The 20,607-nt window shown below is 61.6% G+C and carries 20 protein-coding genes and 1 tRNA gene; 3 read left to right on the forward strand and 18 right to left on the reverse strand.

Translation table 11 applies throughout. The features are described 5' to 3' along the window. Nucleotides 1–5 precede the first annotated feature (5 nt). From O3297_RS16770 to ybiB, 12 genes are all read right to left on the reverse strand, one after another. Entirely contained in the window at nucleotides 6–1,241 is a 1,236-nt protein-coding gene (locus O3297_RS16770) for a hypothetical protein (protein ID WP_305049231.1), read from the reverse strand. Between the two features lie 73 nt (nucleotides 1,242–1,314). Then, on the reverse strand, nucleotides 1,315–1,530 hold the full coding sequence (locus tag O3297_RS16775; protein ID WP_305049232.1) for a major coat protein: 216 nt from the start codon (nucleotides 1,528–1,530) through the stop codon (nucleotides 1,315–1,317). A 64-nt stretch (nucleotides 1,531–1,594) separates the two neighbouring features. Continuing rightward, complete coding sequence (locus O3297_RS16780; RefSeq protein WP_305049233.1) at nucleotides 1,595–1,819, reverse strand: hypothetical protein; 225 nt, start codon at nucleotides 1,817–1,819, stop codon at nucleotides 1,595–1,597. A 226-nt stretch (nucleotides 1,820–2,045) separates the two neighbouring features. Further along, nucleotides 2,046–2,387, reverse strand: a complete 342-nt coding sequence (locus tag O3297_RS16785; protein WP_305049234.1) for a hypothetical protein — start codon at nucleotides 2,385–2,387, stop codon at nucleotides 2,046–2,048. A 517-nt stretch (nucleotides 2,388–2,904) separates the two neighbouring features. After that, nucleotides 2,905–2,983 (reverse strand) — tRNA-Ile (locus O3297_RS16790). Nucleotides 2,984–3,091: 108 nt separating this feature from the next. Then, entirely contained in the window at nucleotides 3,092–5,332 is a 2,241-nt protein-coding gene (gene rpoD / locus O3297_RS16795) for an RNA polymerase sigma factor RpoD (protein ID WP_034779848.1), read from the reverse strand. 465 nt (nucleotides 5,333–5,797) lie between these two features. Beyond that, nucleotides 5,798–7,594 carry a DNA primase gene (dnaG, locus tag O3297_RS16800; protein WP_070254315.1) on the reverse strand — a complete coding sequence of 599 codons (1,797 nt, stop codon included), beginning with the start codon at nucleotides 7,592–7,594 and terminating at the stop codon, nucleotides 5,798–5,800. A 130-nt stretch (nucleotides 7,595–7,724) separates the two neighbouring features. Continuing rightward, the gene (locus O3297_RS16805; protein WP_034746974.1) at nucleotides 7,725–8,177 is read right to left on the reverse strand and encodes a GatB/YqeY domain-containing protein; all 453 of its coding nucleotides are present in this window, start codon (nucleotides 8,175–8,177) and stop codon (nucleotides 7,725–7,727) included. Nucleotides 8,178–8,497: 320 nt separating this feature from the next. After that, nucleotides 8,498–8,710 carry a 30S ribosomal protein S21 gene (gene rpsU / locus O3297_RS16810; RefSeq protein ID WP_008451879.1) on the reverse strand — a complete coding sequence of 71 codons (213 nt, stop codon included), beginning with the start codon at nucleotides 8,708–8,710 and terminating at the stop codon, nucleotides 8,498–8,500. 155 nt (nucleotides 8,711–8,865) lie between these two features. Then, nucleotides 8,866–9,471 carry an FxDxF family PEP-CTERM protein gene (locus tag O3297_RS16815; RefSeq protein ID WP_099388967.1) on the reverse strand — a complete coding sequence of 202 codons (606 nt, stop codon included), beginning with the start codon at nucleotides 9,469–9,471 and terminating at the stop codon, nucleotides 8,866–8,868. Between the two features lie 161 nt (nucleotides 9,472–9,632). After that, a complete protein-coding gene (locus O3297_RS16820) occupies nucleotides 9,633–10,847 on the reverse strand; it encodes an NAD(P)/FAD-dependent oxidoreductase (RefSeq protein WP_034779856.1) in 1,215 nt (404 codons plus the stop codon). Nucleotides 10,848–10,903: 56 nt separating this feature from the next. Then, the gene (gene ybiB / locus O3297_RS16825; protein WP_305049235.1) at nucleotides 10,904–11,896 is read right to left on the reverse strand and encodes a DNA-binding protein YbiB; all 993 of its coding nucleotides are present in this window, start codon (nucleotides 11,894–11,896) and stop codon (nucleotides 10,904–10,906) included. A 169-nt stretch (nucleotides 11,897–12,065) separates the two neighbouring features. Here ybiB and O3297_RS16830 point away from each other — a divergent pair, with 169 nt between their 5' ends. Continuing rightward, nucleotides 12,066–12,743, forward strand: a complete 678-nt coding sequence (locus O3297_RS16830) for a hypothetical protein (protein WP_305049236.1) — start codon at nucleotides 12,066–12,068, stop codon at nucleotides 12,741–12,743. A gap of 144 nt (nucleotides 12,744–12,887) precedes the next feature. Continuing rightward, on the forward strand, nucleotides 12,888–13,949 hold the full coding sequence (locus tag O3297_RS16835; RefSeq protein WP_070254320.1) for a 3-deoxy-7-phosphoheptulonate synthase: 1,062 nt from the start codon (nucleotides 12,888–12,890) through the stop codon (nucleotides 13,947–13,949). 126 nt (nucleotides 13,950–14,075) lie between these two features. Here the strand turns inward: O3297_RS16835 and O3297_RS16840 are convergent, their stop codons facing one another. Then, nucleotides 14,076–14,483: a nitrite reductase (NAD(P)H) small subunit gene (locus tag O3297_RS16840; RefSeq protein ID WP_034779878.1), complete on the reverse strand. Its 408-nt coding sequence runs from the start codon at nucleotides 14,481–14,483 to the stop codon at nucleotides 14,076–14,078. Between the two features lie 209 nt (nucleotides 14,484–14,692). Between O3297_RS16840 and tsaD the strand changes: the two genes are divergently transcribed. Then, nucleotides 14,693–15,733, forward strand: coding sequence for a tRNA (adenosine(37)-N6)-threonylcarbamoyltransferase complex transferase subunit TsaD (gene tsaD / locus O3297_RS16845; protein WP_305049237.1), 1,041 nt, complete (start codon nucleotides 14,693–14,695; stop codon nucleotides 15,731–15,733). Here tsaD and eutC read toward each other — a convergent pair whose 3' ends face one another. The 5 genes from eutC to O3297_RS16870 are packed head-to-tail and all read right to left on the reverse strand — an operon-like array spanning nucleotide 15,734 to nucleotide 20,592. Continuing rightward, nucleotides 15,734–16,507 carry an ethanolamine ammonia-lyase subunit EutC gene (gene eutC / locus O3297_RS16850; protein ID WP_305049238.1) on the reverse strand — a complete coding sequence of 258 codons (774 nt, stop codon included), beginning with the start codon at nucleotides 16,505–16,507 and terminating at the stop codon, nucleotides 15,734–15,736. Nucleotides 16,508–16,516: 9 nt separating this feature from the next. Then, on the reverse strand, nucleotides 16,517–17,905 hold the full coding sequence (locus O3297_RS16855) for an ethanolamine ammonia-lyase subunit EutB (protein ID WP_305049239.1): 1,389 nt from the start codon (nucleotides 17,903–17,905) through the stop codon (nucleotides 16,517–16,519). A 34-nt stretch (nucleotides 17,906–17,939) separates the two neighbouring features. Then, nucleotides 17,940–19,403, reverse strand: a complete 1,464-nt coding sequence (locus O3297_RS16860; protein WP_305049240.1) for a TIGR01777 family oxidoreductase — start codon at nucleotides 19,401–19,403, stop codon at nucleotides 17,940–17,942. After that, nucleotides 19,400–20,041, reverse strand: a complete 642-nt coding sequence (locus tag O3297_RS16865) for a DUF4166 domain-containing protein (protein ID WP_305049241.1) — start codon at nucleotides 20,039–20,041, stop codon at nucleotides 19,400–19,402. Before O3297_RS16865 ends, O3297_RS16860 begins: the two co-directional genes overlap by 4 nt. Further along, nucleotides 20,038–20,592 (reverse strand): GbsR/MarR family transcriptional regulator, encoded by a 555-nt coding sequence (locus tag O3297_RS16870; protein WP_305049242.1) that lies wholly within the window; start codon nucleotides 20,590–20,592, stop codon nucleotides 20,038–20,040. The genes O3297_RS16865 and O3297_RS16870 overlap by 4 nt, the downstream gene beginning before the upstream one ends. Nucleotides 20,593–20,607: the final 15 nt, after the last annotated feature.

Raw genomic sequence — 20,607 nt, forward strand, 5'->3', positions numbered from 1 at the left:
AGCTCCTACGTTACAGGTTTAGACGTAGCACGAGAAAGAGTGCCGAGACAGGCGTAAACGAACAAAAATTGCCAAAGCAAAGCGAACATCGCGGAAGCGATCGGAACATACTTGCAAACGTCCACTTGCAAAGAAATGCCACCAAACGGAAGACTTACAGTAGGATTTTCACAAGAACCAGTAGGCACCGCACCAGCGATACGCGGCATATAAAACGGGCTACCAGACACACCCGTGTCACCAAGCTCACCAGGCTTACCATCCTTGCCTTGACCAAACATATCGCCCAACGAGTCCCAAATGCCATTTCCACCGCTGACACCTGATTCATCGATTTGACATTTTGGCTGGCCGGGACCACCGCAAGAACCACCGCCGCCGCCAGCACCACCAGCACCACCCGGCCCACCAATACCTACACCACCTGCACCACCAGCACCACCCACACCGCCAGCGCCACCCGCGCCACCAGCGCCACCAGCGCCACCAGCACCACCAGCACCGCCCATTCCGTCCTTACCAGCGACACCACCGGCACCACCGACACCGCCACCACCACCCGTACCAGTGCCGCCACTGGAACCAGGGGAACCGGGCGAAGGATTAGAAGGGTCTGTTGGAGTAGTCGGAGCATCAGGGTCATATGGTTTTGGAGGGCCTGACGGAACAGAAGGAGTCTCAGGCGAGACCTTACAAATTTTGCCTGTTTTAGTGCCCTCGACGAAGCACTCATACAGATCAATTCCGGGTTTATACGCCGTGTAATGGCAATCTGCTGAACTGCCTTGTTTGACCTCGCAAATATCTGCGCAAAAATTTGTGGACATAGTGTTGAGCGTCTGTAGGACAGTGTGATTTTTGTCCTTGTCTACCGATTCGTAATTCATCGGCACATGCAAAATCCCAACGGAATCACCCTTTTTGCAAGGCGACTTCCAAACACGAACTACACCACCACCACCCGAAACACCATTGCAATTTACAAAAGTGCCAATGGCAAGAGAAGTAACAGGAGTGCGCAAATCCCTCCCCATACAACTCCCCTCCACGCCCAAACTACCCTGCGCTTTCAAAGCAGCCTCAAGACCTTTGACCGACAACGGAGAAAAAGGAGGGGAATACTGAGAACCTGAAGCCTCCTCGTAAACAGCCCACATGACCGGTTCATCATCATCAGCGCGGGCAAGACCAACGACCGAAAGCAACGTAACCGCAATACAGAGATAAATGAAAGTGCGCATCGCCGTAGCCCCGAAGGTATAAAAAAGCATAAAAAAAGGGCGACCGAAGCCGCCCACACCACCGAAACCGGAATTAACCGGCTTTGGAGAAAGCTTTTTTCATCATGCCGATACCCCAGAAGCCGCCCGCGACGAGCACGGCGACCGCGAAAGCAGCCGTAATGTACGAAGTCGCAGTACCGGACAGTGCCGTGATAGCGGCGATGCCGGGATCATCAGCGGCCATTGCCGAACCGGAAGCAGCCAGGACGCCAACCATAGCCAAACCGCGTTGAACATTTTTATTCATATAAAACTCCCTTTAAAAAGTGGCCTACATAGAATCTGGCAACGACCAATCGCCAGAAGCGCTACTAATCCAGTACCTCAATGGAGCGACGGATAATGCGCTGAACAGAACCTGCCGCATAACCGATGCCAAAAGCAGAAAGCGCGTAACCAATAGCAGCTGCAATAGTCATTTTTGCCTCACGATACGAATGATCAAAAACTTGACCAGATGCACAGCGGCGACGAACAAAGCCAGCAACAACAGCACCGGCAAAACACTCTGAAAAAGAGCACTCATCGCTGCGCACCTGCAATCCAGCCAAGCACGAAAATCACGACCAAAATGCACGGCAAAAACATAGCCTCTAACTCCTGCTGAGCAGCCTGAGCCTCCGTAAATTCATTGCCGGTCTGAATGACCCAAGTACAGGCTTTGGGATCATTGCGAAAGGGAACAGGAATGTAAGGAGACAGACCCGGCGTACGCGGGGTCGTAGCTAAAGACATTCCTTCAACGCAGACAGGCATAGAAAATTACGAAGCGGTTTGTTGACCTGGGTTCGCCTTGACGGCGGGAGCCGCTGCAGCAGATTTTGCTTGCGAACCGGCGGAGGTAGGAGTGATGGAAAAGACCTGCGCGCCGACACGTTTGTCCTGCGAGATCGATACTTCGAATTCGACCTCATACATGCCCGGTTGAGTGTCTTTGAAGCGCTCCGGCAAGACCAGCTCACCGATTAACGGCTCGATGACGCCGGTATCGCGGTTTGGCTTGTGGACGATGCATTGCGCCATGCGCATATCGTAGTCATTGCCGGTTTTTTTCGAACGGCCAGCCACTTGGGTGACATGCAAAATTTGGATGGTGTTTTTCATGGTCTTTTCCTTGGAGTGAGTCGCCCGCTAGAGCGATTGGTTTTTGCACAACAGCCGAAAAAACCTCCCAAGGCGTACCAGTGGGCAAACAGGCGGCCCTTGGGCCGGAGACTGAGCGGTTTACATTCAACCTAGATGTGCTATCGTTTACTTACATCGTGAGAAGTTACTTATCACGATGAGAAGATATTACATCATGAGAAGTTTTCCTGCGAGCAAAAACAATGAATAGCACGATTGAATTATTAAATGAAGTTTTGAAAATCCATAAGGCTAAGACTATCGCTCAGGGATTAGGGATCAATGAAGCGGCGATTAGCACATGGAAGAAGCGTAAGCACCTGTCGGCGTACTATGCGGCGAAAATGGCTGCAATCATCGGGGCCGATACGGACAGAGCAATTGCACTGGCGGGAGCTGAAGGAGAAGCTGACCCACAGAAGCGTGCTGAACTTCTTAGCTATCTGTGGATCAGTCCTGAAGAGACGACGCTTGCAGATCTGCAAGCGGAAATAAATGGTGGGCCTCCCGTGAGTCGAACACGGCACCAACGGATTATGAGTCCGCTGCTCTAACCAAGCATGAGCTAGAGGCCCGGGGACTGCGGCGTGGCGGCGCTGTTGAAGCCCGCCTCGCGCGGCCGTTTTGGAAACGGACACGCGAGGATAGGGGTATCAGGGGCGCGCGTCAAGCCCTATTGGCTTCTAGTTGCCTTCCAAGAAGCTTTTCAGCTTGTCGGAGCGCGATGGGTGGCGCAGCTTGCGCAGCGCCTTGGCTTCGATCTGGCGGATGCGCTCGCGCGTCACGTCAAATTGCTTGCCCACTTCTTCCAAGGTGTGGTCGGTGGACATCTCGATGCCGAAACGCATGCGCAGCACTTTCGCTTCGCGTGGCGTCAGGGAGTCGAGCACGTCCTTGACGACGCCGCGCATGGACGCGTGCAGGGCCGCGTCGGCCGGCGCCAGGGTGTTGTTGTCCTCGATGAAGTCGCCCAGGTGGGAATCGTCGTCGTCGCCGATCGGCGTTTCCATCGAGATCGGTTCCTTGGCGATTTTCATGATCTTGCGGATCTTGTCCTCGGGCATCTCCATCTTGATCGCCAGGGTGGCCGGATCGGGTTCCGCGCCCGTTTCCTGCAGGATCTGGCGGGAAATCCGGTTCATCTTGTTGATCGTCTCGATCATGTGCACGGGAATACGGATCGTGCGCGCCTGGTCGGCGATCGAGCGCGTGATGGCCTGGCGAATCCACCAGGTCGCATACGTGGAGAACTTGTAGCCGCGGCGGTACTCAAACTTGTCGACGGCCTTCATCAGGCCGATATTGCCTTCCTGGATCAGGTCGAGGAATTGCAAGCCGCGGTTCGTGTATTTCTTGGCGATCGAAATGACCAGGCGCAAGTTGGCCTCCGTCATTTCGCGCTTGGCCTTGCGCGCCTTCATTTCACCGGCCGCCATCTGGCGATTGATGTTGCGCAAGTCCGGCAGCGGCAAGACGACGCGCGCCTGCAGGTCGATCAGGCGCTGCTGCAGTTCCTTGACGGTCGGAATGTTGCGGCCCAGGATGGCGCTGTACGCGTGTCCTGCGTTGACTTCGCCATCGACCCAGTCGAGGTTGGTTTCATTGCCCGGGAAGACCTTGATGAAGTGGGCGCGCGGCATGCCGCAGCGGTTCACGGCCACATCGAGAATCTGCTTTTCGATATGGCGCACTTCATCGACCTGGCCGCGCAGGGTGTCGCACAGCTTTTCCACGACCTTGGCCGTGAAGCGGATGCCCAGCAACTCTTGCGAAATGGCTTCCTGCGCCTTGGCGTAGGGTTTCGAGTTGTAGCCTTCCTTTTCGAAGGCGCGGCGCATCTTGTCGAATTGCTGCGAAATGATGGCGAATTTTTCCAGCGCCGTGCGCTTCAGGGTTTCCAGCTGCTCGGCCGAGAAACCGGCTGCGCCGGAAGCACTGGCCTCTTCCTCTTCTTCGACTTCCTCTTCTTCCGCTTCGCCTTCTTCCTCGTCTTCTTCGACGGGAGCAGCCACGACAGGCGCGGCGGCGACCGGTTCGTTTTCATCGACGAGGCCGTCGACGATTTCGTCGATCTTGATCTCTTCGTTGGCGATGCGGTCGGCGGCGGCAATGATCTCGGCGATCGTCACGGGACAGGCGGAAATGGCCTGGATCATGTCTTTCAAGCCATCTTCGATCCGCTTGGCAATTTCGATCTCGCCTTCGCGCGTCAGCAGCTCGACCGAGCCCATCTCGCGCATGTACATGCGCACGGGGTCCGTGGTGCGGCCAAAGTCGGAGTCGACGGTCGACAATGCGGCCTCGGCTGCCGCTTCCGCCTCGTCATCGCTGGTGACGACGGCAACGTTATCGGACAACAACAACGTTTCCGCATCGGGCGCGTGCTCGTAGACGGCGATGCCCATGTCATTGAAGGTACCGATGATGCCTTCGATGGCTTCCGGATCGACGATGTTTTCGGGCAAGTGATCGTTGATTTCCGCATAGGTCAGGAAACCGCGCTCCTTGCCGAACTTGATCAGGGTCTTGAGTTTCTGGCGCCGGCGCTCGAGTTCTTCCTCGCTCGCTTCCGTGTCGGACGAGAAAGCGTCCTTCAGCAGCGCGCGCTCTTTCGCCTTGCGATCCTTCGCCTTGGCCTTGTCGACGGCCTTCAGTTCGGCCCGCTCGACGGCGTTCAGGGCGGCGACTTCATCATTTTCTGGCTGGAATTCTTTTGGCTTACGGCCGCGGCGGCCTGGCACTTTTACCGACGGCAAGACATAACCGGACGTATCGATCGCCGCCAGGGTGGCGGCATCGGTGGTCTGGCTGACCACGGGCGCGCTGGTGACGCGCGCTTCTGGCCGGTCGAGCGCCTTTTCGGCTTTCGTGGTAACTTTAGTGGGCTTTACAGCCGCTTTGGATTCGGGTTTCTTGATTGGCACAGGCGCTTTCGATTACACAACGACTTGCTTTACGGTGGATTAGGATAAAGTTTGCTGCCAGTTCCCTGTCTACCTGCGGGAACCACCATCTTCGAACCTGCCGACTACGCAAATTCGACACTGTTACGTTACTTACACCTCATCGGCCACGATCCGCGGGAAGCGCAGCAATTCCTGTCCACCGGCTGTTGCCAGCCGTCTCGGCAAAAATTCCTGCATCGACCGCGTTGGGAGCGAGAGCCTGGCGCGGCTTGCCAGCGTCTGCGAGCCCTTGCCCGCAACGCCGAAAACGCCAGTTGGCCCTGGCTGCCGACACGATCCACCGCGCCGATCAAGAGCCTAACTTACTGAAAACAAATACTATTTACGAAACAGAACTAGCTTGCCAAAGCACACAATACTTAGCATTTAATTATAGCACGCGAAAAATGTTTTTCCAGTGCGCGCCATACCCTCAAGGCAAGGTTAGCGATTCACCAACTCGGCATCGCGCTCGCGCTCCAGGTCGCCTTGCTCCTGCATGATTTCGCGGTAGCGTACACCAATTTTCTCCGATGGCAAACCCGACGCGAACAATTGCTGCAATTCCGCCTTCAAGGCATTCAATTTGATCTCGCGGATGGTGCTCACCAGCCACGACAATTCGCTGTCGTAATCGGATTCCGTGCCGGCCGCGATCTCGCCGATGATCTCGTCGTATTCGCTGCCCAGCTCCTTCAACTGCTGCGCCAGCGCGGCGAAACTGCCGTGCTCGCCCAGCGCCTGGCCCACGGCCACCAGTTGCCCCAGGCTGTGCGCCGCATCGGGCCCCAGGTGCTGGAAGGCGGTGAGAGCGGCCTCGTCGATACGCATGGTCAGGGGCGGATGCGCCACCAGCATGCGCATGATCTTCAATTCCAGGCCCACGGGCACAGGGCGGCCCGATTTCGGCGGCGCGCGGCGCGCCACGGCAACGGGTTTCGCCAGTTCGAACAGGGCTTCGATCTCGGCCGGCGTGGACTGCGTCAGCTGCGCCAGGCCGCGCACGATCTGCAGGCGCAGCGACGATGGCGCCATCAGCTGCAGCAGGGGCTTGGCGTCGAACTGCACGCGGGCGCGCCCTTCCGGTTCCGACAGATCATGCTCGCCCGACACTTCTTTCAGCAAGAATTGCGACAGCGGCATGGCTTCATGCACTTGCTGTTCAAAACCTTCGGCGCCGAATTCGCGGATGTAGCTGTCCGGATCGTGCTCCGACGGCAAGAACAGGAATTTGATGGTTTTATTGTCCGACACATGGGCCAGGCTCGCCTCCAGCGCGCGGCGGGCGGCGCGGCGGCCGGCCTTGTCGCCGTCGAAGCTGAAAATCACGTTATCGGTCTGGCGCAACAGTTTTTGCACATGGGTGGGCGTGCACGCCGTACCCAGGGTCGCCACCGCTTGCGGGAAACCCATCTGCGCCAGCGCCACCACGTCCATATAGCCTTCCGTCACCAGCACATAGCCGGCGTCGCGGATGGCCTGGCGCGCCTCGAACAGCCCATATAGTTCAAAACCCTTGGAAAACAAGGGAGTTTCCGGCGAGTTCAGGTATTTCGGTTCACCATGGTCGAGCACGCGGCCGCCAAAGGCGATGACCTGCCCCTTGGTATTGCGGATCGGGAACATGATGCGCTCGCGGAAACGGTCGTAGCGCTTGCGGTTGTTGCCCTCTTCATCGACCTTGTCGATCACGAGACCAGCCTCGGCCAAGGCCACCACGTCGTAGTCGGGGAAGACGGAGCGCAGGTTATCCCAGCCGCCGGGCGCAAAACCCATGCCGAAGCGAGCGGCCACTTCGCCCGTCAAGCCCCGGTTTTTGAGGTAGGCGATGGCTTCCGGCGCGTGGCGCAATTGCCCGCGGTAATAATCGCACGCCTGCGTCATGGCGTCGGACAGGGCCATGCTTTGCGCCTGGATCTGCGCGCGCTGGGCCGGCGGGATCTTGTCGTCCGCTTCCGGCACAACCATGCCCACGTTCTGCGCCAGGTCCTTGACGGCGTCAACAAAGCCCATGCCCGAGTATTCGATCAAAAAGCCGATCGAGGTGCCATGCGCGCCACAGCCGAAGCAGTGATAGAACTGCTTGGTGGGGCTGACGGTAAAGCTGGGCGATTTTTCACTGTGGAACGGGCACAAGCCCATGAAATTGGCGCCACCTTTTTTCAGTTGCACATAGCGCCCCACGACATCGACGATATCGACGCGGTTGAGCAAATCGGAAATGAAGGATTGAGGTATCACTGGCTAGGGCGGGTCTTGTTATAGGTCAGACTATACTACCGCACGCGGCCTGAGGTTGAGCCAGGTCAACGTGTGGGCTGTTAACAGGCTGCCAGCGCGATGGCTGGCAGCCCTTGCTACTATTGTATGCTTACGCTGCCGGCGTCAAGGCTTTCTTGACCAGGGCGGACACCACGGTCATGTCGGCGCGGCCCGCCAGCTTCGGCTTGACGATGGCCATGACCTTGCCCATGTCTTGCGGACCGGCGGCGCCCGAGGCGGCCACGGCGGCAGCCACTTCGGCCGCCACTTCTTCGTCGGACAGACCGGCAGGCATGTAGCCCGTCAGGTGCACCAGCTCGGCTTTTTCGATGTCGGCCAGATCGGCACGGCCACCGGCCTCGAACTGGGTGATCGAATCCTTGCGTTGCTTGATCATCTTTTCCACGATGGCCGTCACGTGGGCATCCGTCAATTCGATGCGCTCGTCGACTTCCTTGCGCTTGATTTCCGCCAGCAACAGGCGAATCGTGCCCAGCTTGCCCGCTTCCTTGGCGCGCATGGCGTTTTTCATGTCTTCGGTAATTTGTTCTTTCAAGCTCATGGCAATCCTCGTGTTGGTAAGTAGGGCTCGATGCTAATGTGCGCAGACTAAGAGTACCTGACATAACCTACTGCGCGTCGCGATTTGCGGCCTCCGATGCTCACTGTGCATTCGCACAGCTACGCTTCTCAGCCGCAACTCACTGCCGCTCGCTACGGTTCTGTCAGGCACTCCAAGCAGGCAGCCACAAAAGCGAAAACCCGCTGCGGCGAACCGGAGCGGGTATGCGACTCATCTGAAGTATCACTCCAGGCGAATCAAAACAAAACCCGTGGCGAACAATGCGCCGAACTACCCGGGTTGGTTCTGACTGAACAGTCTTAGAATAATTTTTTCGGCAGTTGTTGGCTGCGGATGCGTTTGTAATGACGCTTTACAGCAGCTGCCAGCTTGCGCTTGCGCTCAGCTGTTGGCTTTTCGTAGAATTCGCGAGCGCGCAATTCGGTCAGCAGACCCGTTTTTTCGATGGTGCGTTTGAAGCGACGCATTGCGACTTCGAACGGCTCGTTTTCTTTAAGGCGAATAGTGGTCATGTAAAATTCAAACCGTTGAGGTGGTGTATAGGAAGAGATAGATAGTAGCAGCTTTTAATCGGAAAGGGAAGCCCCTCCCCCACTTGCGTGCGGCATGCAGCCTGAGATTGCTGCCCGGCTGTGGTGTAAACCACGCATCCTGGCAGCAGTTTACCTCAAATGGCGCTCTTGCGGCGGCGCGCCATGAAGCCCAGCAGGCCCAGGCCCGCCAGCAGCATGGCGTACGTGCCCGGTTCCGGCACGGCGCTGACGTTCATGCTGACGCCATCGAGGAAGGCCGAGGTATCGTAGGCATTGTTCGGGTTGATGCCGGCAAAGCTCAGGGTATGGCTGCCGGCGCCGATGTTGAGCGCGTTCACGTTGAAGCCGGTCCAGCCCGTGCTGGTCACTGCGTACTGGCCCAGCAGGCTGCCATCGAGGCTGACCGTCACGGCCTGGCCCTGATCGTAGCCGGGACGCAGCGCCAGGTTGAAGGCGAACGAGTAGTCGGCGGCGCCCGAGCTGACGAAGCTTTGCGAGATCGATGCCGTATTTTGCAGGAAAGCAAAGGCGTTGCCCTCCTGCGCCACGCCATTCCACGCCGTGTAGCTGGCCGACACGCCGGCGCCGCCCGTGAAGCTCCAGCCCGGCGCCACATTGCCATAGACGTAGCCGCCACCGACAGAATTGTTTTCAAAGCCACCGTTGCTCAGCACGGGGGTGCTGGCAAAGGCGGCGCTGGTGAGTACGGTTGCTGCGACGGTGGCGATCAGGCGTTTCATGGCGACTCCAGGGCATGGTCAGGGGAATGCCTGACTAATTACCACCAGGCATGAAAAATGTCTAAAAATTAATTTACATGCCAAGTATTCAACATCACTTGATCGAAGTCAAGAACATTGTCACCAATAATCACTTGCCGCGCCAAAATGACAACTGATTGTTACTGCAAGGCAATACCTGCCGCCACGCCGGAAGCCCAGGCCCACTGGAAGTTGTAGCCGCCCAGCCAGCCCGTCACGTCAACCGCTTCGCCGATGAAATACAGGCCCGGCACTTTATTGGCCATCATGGTCTGCTGCGACAGTTCGCGCGTGTCGATCCCGCCGCGCGTCACTTCCGCCTTGCGGTAGCCTTCGGAACCGTTCGGCACGATGGACCAGGCATTGATGGCCAGCCCCAGCTTGCGCAGCTGCGCGTCGGGCATGTCGGCGATGCGCGCGTCCGGCGCCAGGCCGTTGACGGCCAGCAAGCAGTCGGCCAGGCGCTGCGGCAGCCATTGCGCGACGATATTGCCCAGTTGCTTCTTCAAGGTTCCCTTGCCTTCGATCAAGGTCTGCGCCACGTCCACTTCCGGCAGCAGATTGATGACGATGGGTTCGCCCGGCAGCCAGTAGCTGGAAATCTGCAGGATCGCCGGACCCGACAGGCCGCGGTGGGTGAACAGCAAATCTTCGCGGAAACGCGCGCCCGTTGCCTTGCGGCCTTTCAGACTGCCCGTCTCCACATCCACCTCCAGGGCGATGCCGGACAGTTCCGCGAACGGCGCCCAGCTGGCCGCATCGAACGTCAGCGGCACCAGGGCCGGACGCGGCTCGACCATCGTCAAATCGAATTGCCTGGCGATGCGGTAGGCAAAATCCGTCGCGCCGATCTTCGGGATCGACAGGCCGCCAGTGGCGATGACGATGCTGGCCGTCTCGATGTCGCCGCTATCGGTCTGCAGCACGAAGCCACCGTCATCTTGCTGGACAACATTGTCGATCTTGCACGGCATGCGCCAGTGCACGCCGCCAGCGGCGCACTCGTCCTTGAGCATGTCGATGATCTGCTCGGCCGACTCATTGCAGAATTGCTGGCCCTTGTGCTTCTCGTGGTAGCCGATGCGGTATTTTTTCACCAGCGCGAGGAAATCCTGCGGCGTGTAGCGCGACAGCGCGCTCTTGCAGAAATGCGGGTTTTCCGAGAGGAAATTTTGCGGGGTGGCGTTAATATTGGTGAAATTGCACCGTCCACCACCCGAGATGCGGATCTTTTCGGCCAGCTTGGCCGCGTGATCGATCAGCACCACGCGCTTGCCTTGCTGGGCGGCAACAGCCGCACACATCATGCCGGCCGCGCCCGCGCCGATCACTGCCACATCAAATTGTTTTGCCATAAGAATTCCGGTCACCGCTGATTACAAAGACGCCATTGTAAACTGCGGCGACGCGGCTAGCGCGGCCGTGCTGCAATCTGCCGCGATGCCATCAGGCATTGCTCCACCTGCTCGACGATCGATGGCGGCACGGGCACCTCGCCGCGCAGCACGGCAGCGATCCAGGCGGCCGTGGTGGCCGCATCGCGCTCGGCCGGCAAATGCGGCAACTCGTCCACCAGCAACTGCTTTTCCACCAGCACCGTGCGCTCCACGCCATGGAACCAGTCGATCTGCTGCGCCTTGTTGGCGTTGGCTACCGTCTCGCCTTCCGTGCCGCGCATCAGGAAAGCGTCGCCGCGTGCAGGATCAGAGGCCGTCAGGAAATATTCACCCAGCATTTCCAGGTATTCCGGATGCGTGTACGACACCAGGCGCAGGGCCGGCCCGGCGAACGGCTGCATGATTTTCACCAGGGTATGCGTGGAATTGCGTACGCCCAGCACGCGCCTCAGGGACAGCATGTGCGCCAGGCGCGGCGCCAGCGCGGCGATGGGCAGGAAGGCGGCTTCCCCGCGCGCCATGGCGGCCTCGGCTTGCGCATGGTCCGGCGAGGCGGGCACGCCCAGCGCGGCCAGCACCTCGGCCGTGGTGATGCGGCCCGGATCGCTGGTCACGCCATGCACGAACACGGGTGCGCCCGCGCGCGCCAGCAGCAGCGCCAGCAACGCCGTCAGGTTGGCCATCTTGCGGGCGCCGTTGTAGCTGGGAATGATGATCGGGGCAAATTCGCCGGCCGGCGCGGCCAGCGGCGCGAACGATGCTTCGGCAGCGTCGAGGAAGCCGGCGATCTCATCCACGGACTCGCCCTTGATGCGCATGGATAACAAAATGCCGCCCAGTTCCAGGTCCGACACGCGGCCCTCAAGCATGGCGCGGTACAGGGCGCAGGCGTCGTCGCGCGTCATGCTGCGCGCACCGTTCTTGCCGCGTCCTATTTCTTTGATGAAACGTGCAGCGGGAAATGGCTCACCGGCCACATCGGTATGGGGGATGGAAACAGTCGTCATGGCGCCAGCTTACACGGATTTTTCCCCTTGCAGAGGGGCTGGAAGACGCCATAGGCGCCAATGCAACAGTCTTTCACGCTATTTTGGGGACGAATTTGGACGAATTTACATCGCGACTGCATCCAAACGCGCCACCGCTGCGTATATGACTGCACAGGGGGGACTCATCATGGAACACGCAAGCAAAAGGGAAAGCGCCTTCGTCGGCATCGAGACGAGCAAGCTGCAGCTGAAAGCCGTGCTGCTCTCGGGCGGCGAAATGCTGTGCAAGGTGCTGGAAAACGACGTGGCCGGCTACCGCTGGCTGCGCAGCTGGCTGCAAAGGAACGACGTGCCCGTCATGGGCTTGCGCGTCTGCATGCGCCTCGATATGCCGTACAGCGACGCGCCGGCCCGCATGCTGGCCGACATGGGCATGCTGGTCTGCGATGCCCAGCCCGCGCAGCTGGAAGAATATATCCGCAGCCATGGCTTGCCCGGCGACGCGGCGCACAGCGCCGCGGTGCTGGCCCACTACTGCGAGCACAGGCGCCCCGCGCGCTGGACGCCGCCCTCGCCCGCCTATGTGGAACTACGGCTGTGGCTGCGCCGCCTGCACGCCATGGAAGGCGTGCGCCGGCAGGAATCGGCGCGCCTCGATGCGCACCTGCAGGCCGGCCAGCATGCGCTGCACGCCCTCGTGCGCCAGCAGGTCGCCTGCCTGGACGCACAGATACGCCAGCACGAAAGCGCCATCCTCGACCATGTGCGGCGCCATCCCGGCCTGCCCCGGCCGCCCGAGCTGGCCGGCAACTACCAGCGCATCGCCCGCTACACCTTTGGCGCCAGCCTGGCCGGCGGCCATTGAGCACACAGGGGGCCGGCGGCGTGCCGGCCCTGCCATAAAAACAACTGAGGCATTCCCGTTTTGGCGCCATCCCCGCCGCCAGGCCGCATTTCCGCTACACTATTGCCTCTTAAAGAACGCAATAGCGAAAGCCGAGCCAGAATCATGAATACGCCAGACATCGAAAATATCAACGTCACCTCCTTCGCGCCCATGCCGACACCGGCTGAACTGCACGCCAAGCTGCCCCTGTCGGAAAGCGCCTTCGACACCGTCAGCCGCGGCCGCGAAGCGCTGCGCAACATCATCGACCGCAAGGACCAGCGCCTGTTCGTCGTCGTCGGCCCGTGCTCCATCCACGACCCCGTCGCCGGCCTCGATTACGCGCGCCGCCTGAAAGCGCTGCAAGAGGAAGTCAAGGACACGATGCTGCTGGTGATGCGCGTGTATTTCGAAAAACCGCGTACCACCACGGGCTGGAAAGGCTATATCAACGACCCGTACATGGACGACTCGTTCAAGGTCAACGAAGGCATGGAAAAGGCGCGCCAGTTCCTGCTCGACGTGTGCGAACTGGGCCTGCCCACCGCCACCGAAGCGCTGGACCCGATCTCGCCGCAATACCTGGGCGACCTGATCGCCTGGACCGCCATCGGCGCGCGCACCACGGAATCGCAGACGCACCGCGAAATGTCGTCGGGCCTGTCGACCCCGGTCGGCTTCAAGAACGGCACCGATGGCGACATCAGCATCGCCGTCAACGCGATTCTGTCGTCGGCGCACCCGCACTCCTTCCTCGGCATTAACGGCGAAGGCAATGTGGCCATCGTGCGCACGCGCGGCAACGCGTATGGCCACGTCGTGCTGCGCGGCGGCGACGGCCGTCCGAACTACGATTCCGTGTCGATCGCCATCGCCGAACAGGCGCTGGCCAAGGCCAAGCTGCCGGCCAACCTGGTGGTCGACTGCTCGCACGCGAACAGCTACAAGAAGCCGGAACTGCAACCGCTGGTGATGGCCGACGTGGTCAACCAGATCCGCCAGGGCAACCGCTCGCTGGTGGGCGTGATGATCGAATCGAACATCGTTGGCGGCAACCAGAAGATCCCGCAAGACCTGTCGCAACTGACCTACGGCTGCTCCGTCACGGACGGCTGCATCGACTGGGACACGACGGCGACCATGCTGCGCGATGCGCATGCGCACCTCGTCAATCGCCCGGCGTAAAATATTACGGCCAACAATGTTGTCGGATTACGGCCCTGGGGGCCTGATCCGACCTACCCGACGGGCGCGTCAATGCGCAGGTCGGCTTAGCGCGCAGCGCGTAAGCCGACACCACCAAGAGACATATCAAGCCATCTGCACATGCGGCAGCACGGCGAACGATCCCGCCAGCGCCTGTTCCGCCTTGCTGGCCGGGATATTGAGTTCATTGACATCCAGGTAGATGCGCCCGTCCATGATGCGCACGGCGTACAGGCGCGCCATGCCCTGCACGGGCGCCACCAGGCGGCCCGAATCGAGTTCGATGATCCAGCTGTTCTTCGGCCCCATCAGGTTTTTCTCCATCAGCACCCCATGCGCCAGCGGGCCGCCCAGACAAGGCACCGTGTCGAGCAAGGCATACACCGTATCGTCAGCCGCGCGGAACAGCGCCACGCCCGGCAAATCCTGCCAGGCCAGGCCCCGTTGCACCATGCGCGCGCCCGCCAGCGGCATGTCCTTCAGGCGGCAAATCATTTTCCATTGTTCCGACATCGCTAGCTCCCTTGAGAAAGGCACATGCACCTCTAAGCAAGAGCGGTGCCAGTGCCGCACAGGCGAAGAATGGCCAAAAACCGGGGGAAAACCGGCCAGCGGCGCACTGCGCAAGTGCACACTGCCGCCGAAATGGTGCGCCGGCCGCACGGTGGACTGCCCGGCTTTCCTTTACAATGGCGGATTACTCCTCCCTATTTAGCACCTTCATGATTGTTCTTGGCGTCGAATCCTCTTGTGACGAAACCGGCCTGGCCTTGTACGACACGCAACGCGGCCTGCTGTCGCACGCCCTCTATTCGCAAGTCGCCATGCACGAGCAATATGGCGGCGTGGTGCCGGAACTGGCGTCGCGCGACCATATCCGCCGCGCCATTCCGCTGCTGGAAGAAACCCTGGCCAAGGCCGGCATCACCCTGCCCGAGATCGACGCCATCGCCTACACGCAGGGGCCCGGCCTCGCCGGCGCGCTGCTGGTCGGATCGTCCGTCGCCTGCAGCCTGGGTCTGGCCATCAACAAGCCGGTGCTGGGCATCCACCACCTGGAAGGCCATCTGCTCTCCCCCTTGCTGGCGTCCGAACCGCCGGAATTCCCCTTCATCGCCCTGCTGGTGTCGGGCGGCCACACGCAACTGATGCGCGTCGATGGCGTGGGCCAGTACACGATGCTGGGCGAAACGCTCGATGATGCGGCCGGCGAAGCGTTCGACAAATCGGCCAAGCTGCTGGGTCTCGGTTATCCGGGCGGCCCCGCCATTTCGCGCCTGGCCGAATTCGGCGATCCGCTGGCCTACAAGCTGCCGCGCCCCATGCTGCACTCGAAGGATTTCAACTTCAGCTTTTCCGGTTTGAAGACGGCCGTGCTGACGGTGGTGAAAAACCATGAAGAAAAAGTCATCGCGAATATCTGCGAGCAGGACAAGGCGAATATCGCGCGCGGCTTCGTCGACGCCATCGTCGACGTGCTGACAGCCAAGTGTGTCTCGGCCCTCAAGCACACGGGCTTGAAACGCCTGGTGATCGCCGGCGGCGTGGGCGCCAACGCACAACTGCGCGCCTCGCTCAACGCGGCGGCCGCCAAGAAGCGTTTTAAAGTGTATTACCCGGAGCTGGAATTCTGCACCGACAACGGCGCCATGATCGCCTTTGCCGGCGCCATGCGCCTGCAAATCAACCCGCAGGCGGCCAAGCACGATTACTCGTTCAACGTGCGCCCGCGCTGGCCGCTGGACGAAATCCGCGAAGTCTGATCACGCCAGCAGGAAGTTGCGCGCGCCCGCCAGGGCCGCGCCCTCTTCCACCGTTTCATCCTTCAATGCCACGCCCGACAGCTGCCGGCTGAACGCCTGCGACAGCAGGTAGTGCAGCCGGTACGCGGCCTGCGCATACGCCAGCCCCGCGGGGCGCACGTTCGAAATGCAGTTGCGGCGCTCGTCCAGCAAACCCGCTTCGGGCGCCCACGTCAGGTACAGGCCCAGGCTGTCCGGGGAACTCAAGCCCGGCCGCTCGCCGATCAGCACCAGCACGGCGCGCGCCTTCAATAATTCCCCCACCTCGTCGCCGATGGCCACCCGTCCCTGCGCCACGATGTGTACCGGCGACAGCGTCCACGCTTCCAGCGCCAGCCGTTCGCGCAAGGCGGCCAGGAAGGGTGCCGCATGGCGCTGCACGGCCAGCGCCGACAGGCCATCGGCCGCCACCAGCGCCAGGTCGACGCCCACGGCACCGGCGGCCAGCCGCAGGCGTGAAGCGTCGTCGAGCCGGCGCCCCAGGTCGGGGCGTTGCAGATAGTCGGCGCGCGTGGCGGCCGCGCTGTGCAGCTGCACGCAGTCTTGCCCCTGTGCGGCCAATACGCCTGCCAGGGCCTCGCCATCGAGCGCCAGGTGCACGGCGTCGCGCGCCTGCGCGTGGGCCAGCTGGAACGCCAGCTGCGCGCGGGTCGGCACGCTCACGCCACGGCGCCCGAGCGCGATGCGCGCCGCCGTGTACGCGCGCAGGGCTTGCCACGAATCGGTATCGCCCATACTTCCTCCCTAGGTGCCCAGGCGCAGCAGGGCCGCCTGGAAGGCGGGCGCCAGCGCCGTGTGCAAAAGGCCCTGCGCATCCGTGATCCGCATGCGTGCCAGCCAGGCTTCGAATTCCGGCGCGGGACGCAGGCCCAGCACCCGGCGCGCATACAGGGCGTCGTGGAACGAGGTGCTCTGGTAGCCGAGCATGATGTCGTCCGCGCCCGGCACTCCCATGATGAAATTGCAGCCGGCCACGCCCAGCATGGTCAGCAAGGCATCCATGTCGTCCTGGTCCGCTTCCGCATGGTTGGTGTAGCACACGTCGCAGCCCATGGGCAGTCCCAGCAGCTTGGCGCAGAAATGGTCTTCCAGCCCCGCGCGCATGATCTGCTTGCCGTCGTACAGATACTCGGGGCCGATGAAGCCCACCACCGAATTGACCAGCAGCGGCTGATAGGCGCGCGCCACCGCATACGCGCGCGCTTCGCACGTTTGCTGGTCCATGCCGTGGTGCGCGCCGGCCGACAGAGCGCTGCCCTGCCCCGTCTCGAAATACATGACGTTGTTGCCCGTCGTGCCGCGTCCCAGCGACAGGGCCGCCGCCTGCCCCTCGGCCAGCAGGGACAAGTCGATGCCGAAGCTGCGGTTGGCCGCCTGCGTGCCCGCCACCGACTGGAATACCAGGTCGACGGGCGCGCCGCGGCGGATCGCCTCGAGGGTGTTGGTGACGTGCGTGAGCACGCACGACTGCGTGGGAATCTGATATTGATCAATGACGGCGTCGAGCAGCTGCAGCAGCGACACCACTTGCGCCACATTGTCGGTGGCCGGGTTGATGCCGATCACGGCGTCGCCGCTGCCCAGCAGCAGGCCATCGAGGATGGAGGCGGCAATGCCCGTGGCATCGTCCGTCGGATGATTCGGCTGCAAGCGCGTGGACAGGCGGCCTTCCAGGCCCAGGGTATTGCGGAACGATGTGACGACCCGGCACTTGCGGGCCACCAGCACCAGGTCCTGCAGGCGCATGATTTTTGAGACGGCTGCCGCCATTTCCGGCGTGATGCCGGCGGCGACCTCGGACAGCGTTTGTGTATCCGTCGCGTCATCGAGCAGCCAGTCGCGAAAATCGCCCACGCACAGGTGGGAAATCGGCGCAAAAGCGGCGCGCTCGTGGGTGTCGATGATCAGGCGCGTGACTTCATCGTCTTCATACGGCACCAGCGCCTCGTTGAGAAACAGCGACAGCGGCACGTCCGCCAGCGCCAGCTGCGCCGCCATCCGCTCGCGCGCGCTGGCTGCCGCCACGCCGGCCAGCACATCGCCCGAACGGGGCGGCGTGGCCTTCGCCAGCAGCGTTTTCAGGCTGGCGAACTGGTAAACCTGGCTGTCTATCGTATGGCTGAAGCGGGGCATGGTTCGGTTCCTCCCATCCCCATCTTACGCCAACTTATAAACTGCGCAGCGCCCCTTCCAGCTGCGGATAGCGGAAGGCAAATCCCTCGGCCAGCAGGCGGCGCGGCGCCACCCGCTGGCCTTCCACCAGCAAGTCGGCCTGCTCGCCCAGCAAGGCGCGCATGACGAAGGCCGGCGTGGGCAGGAAGCTGGGCCGGTGCAGCACGGCGCCCGCCACCTGGGCGAAGCGGCGCTGCTCGATGGCTTCCGGCGCGCAGAAGTTATACGCGCCGCTCACCATGCCCTGCTCACTGCGGCGCGCCAGATGGGCCATGCCGCGGATCACGTCGCGCACATGCACCCACGTGACCCACTGCTGGCCGCTGCCGAGGGGGCCGCCCACGCCGAAGCGGATCGGCAGCAGCATCTGCGGCAGCGAACCCTGGTGGCCGAAGACGAGGCCAAAGCGCATGCAGCCCACCTGCACGCCAAATCTCTCCGCCTGGCGCGCGGCCGCTTCCCATTCCTGGCACAGCTGCGACATGAAGATGGCTTGCGGCGCGCTGTCTTCATCGAGCTGCGTCGCATCGCCCTGCGGCTGCACGCCGTAATAGCCGATGGCCGACGCCGACAGCAGCACCCGTGGCTTATGCTGCGCGCGGGCGATCCATGCCACCAGTGCCTGCGTCAGCGCCACGCGGCTGCGGCGCAAAGTGGCTTTGCGCGCGTCCGTCCAGCGCTTCCCGACGATGCGCGCGCCGGCCAGGTTGACGACCATGTCGATGCGCTGCGCATCCGGCAATTCGTCCAGCGCCTGGATGCAGCGCACCTGGCCATTAAATGTCCATGCAGCCTGCTTCGGCTGGCGCGTCAGCACCGTCACCGCATGGCCGTCGGCCAGCAAGGCGCTGACCAACTGCTGGCCGATGAAACCCGTGGCGCCCGTCACCAGCACGGACTGCGGCGCAGCGGCAAAGCTCAGGCGCTTCTCCTGCTCTGCCGTCTCCTGCACCTTGCGCCGGCCCAGCTGCCACACGGCATATGCATCGCGCAGGCCGGACAGGCCCACGCCCACGCCGCACAGGGCCAGGAAGACGCTGAGCCAGCCATACGGCTGCCACACGAGTGCCGTCGGCAAGCTGGCCCACTCGCTGCTATTGAGCGCCAGCAGCGCGATAAAGGCGCCCGCATTGATCGCCAGCACCGTATGCGTGACCCGCTCCGTGGCCGGCAAGAGGCGGGTCTGGTCTTCCACGACGAAATCCCACAGGGTCAGCACGATTTCCACGCCAAAGACGATCACCAGCACCCAGGCCCAGGCGCCATGCCACTCCCAGGCGGCCAGGCCCACGAACAGCAGGCTGTAGATCAGGGCGCGTGTCGCATGGATGCTCAATTCGAGGCGCGCCGAGGCCTTTTGCGGCAGCGCCTCCGTGATTTCATGGTGGTAGATGGTGTCGAAGGCGCCCAGGCAGCCTTGCGCCGCCATCAGTTGCAGGGCCAGCAGATGCGTATTCATGGTGTCTCCTTCATTTCCGGCGCGGCGGACTCGCGGAACACGCCCACTTGCGTAAACGTGGTGCCGAACAGCGCGTGGCGGATCTCGATGCGGATATTGAACTGCTGCGGCGTGTCGTTGCGGTGGCACAGATAGGTCTTGCCGGGCGTGAGCACGCCGGGCAGCGGCATGCGCCAGCCGAAAAGATCCCAAAAATAGCCATCGCTGGTGAAGTGCAGGTTGCCATCCTCGACGTGGAGCACCAGCTTCATGCCCAACCCCATGCCCACGTATTCGAGCACTTCGCCCTTCGCGCTTTCGGCCATATAGGAGGTGAAGCGGATCGGTGCGCGCCCGTGCAGGCGGTAGGTGCGCTGCTTGAAGATGAAGGGGCAGCCGGGGCGCGAATAGACTTCGATATCCACGGGGAAGCCGTGGTCGTCGTACGGAATCAACGCGCCGTTGATGAAGGGGCGCGTGAGCCAGCCCAGCACCTTGCCCATGCGCGAGCTGGTGAGTTCACTGAGTTCGCCCCGGTAGTACAGGGGCTGGCCCGGCGCGGGATTTTTCTCGAAGCGGCGGCGGATATCCGGGTGCAGGGTCAGCCACTGTGCGCCCATCACCTTCTTGAACAGTTCTCCTTCCGAGGGGCCGTTCATGATTTGCCACGCTTGCCCGGTTTGTCTTCCGGGCTGAGGAACTTGGCCACCTTGCCGCCCATCGACAGCATGCGCTGCAGGGTGGCGGGCGGCAGGTTTTTATAATCGCTGTAGGTGCTGCTGAGCATCTCCAAAAACGCCAGTACCTCGCCCATACGCGCCAGCGTCTCTGGCGGTATCGCCGCATCGTGCTCGCCCTCGATCGCGCACTCGCGCAGCACCGTCAGGGTGGGATCGATCTCGCGCCGCTTGCGCTCTTCCATGATGACGCGGAAGATTTCCCACACATCCTGCAGGGCGACGAAATGGTCGCGCCGGTCCCCCATCACATGCGTGATGCGCGCCAGGCCCCAGCTTTGCAATTCCTTCAGGCTGTTGCTGACGTTGGACCTGGCCACGTTCAGGCTGGCCGCGATGTCTTCCGCCGTCAGCGGTTCATTCGCCAGGAACAGCAGCGCGTGGATTTGCGCCACCGTGCGGTTGACGCCCCAGCGGGTGCCCATCTCGCCCCAATGAAGAATGTACTTTTGCGTAGTTGGACTCAGTTCCATTGCTTTCTCTCATTT

The sequence above is a fragment of the Janthinobacterium sp. SUN128 genome (genome assembly GCF_030587275.1).
Lineage (GTDB): Bacteria > Pseudomonadota > Gammaproteobacteria > Burkholderiales > Burkholderiaceae_D > Janthinobacterium > Janthinobacterium lividum.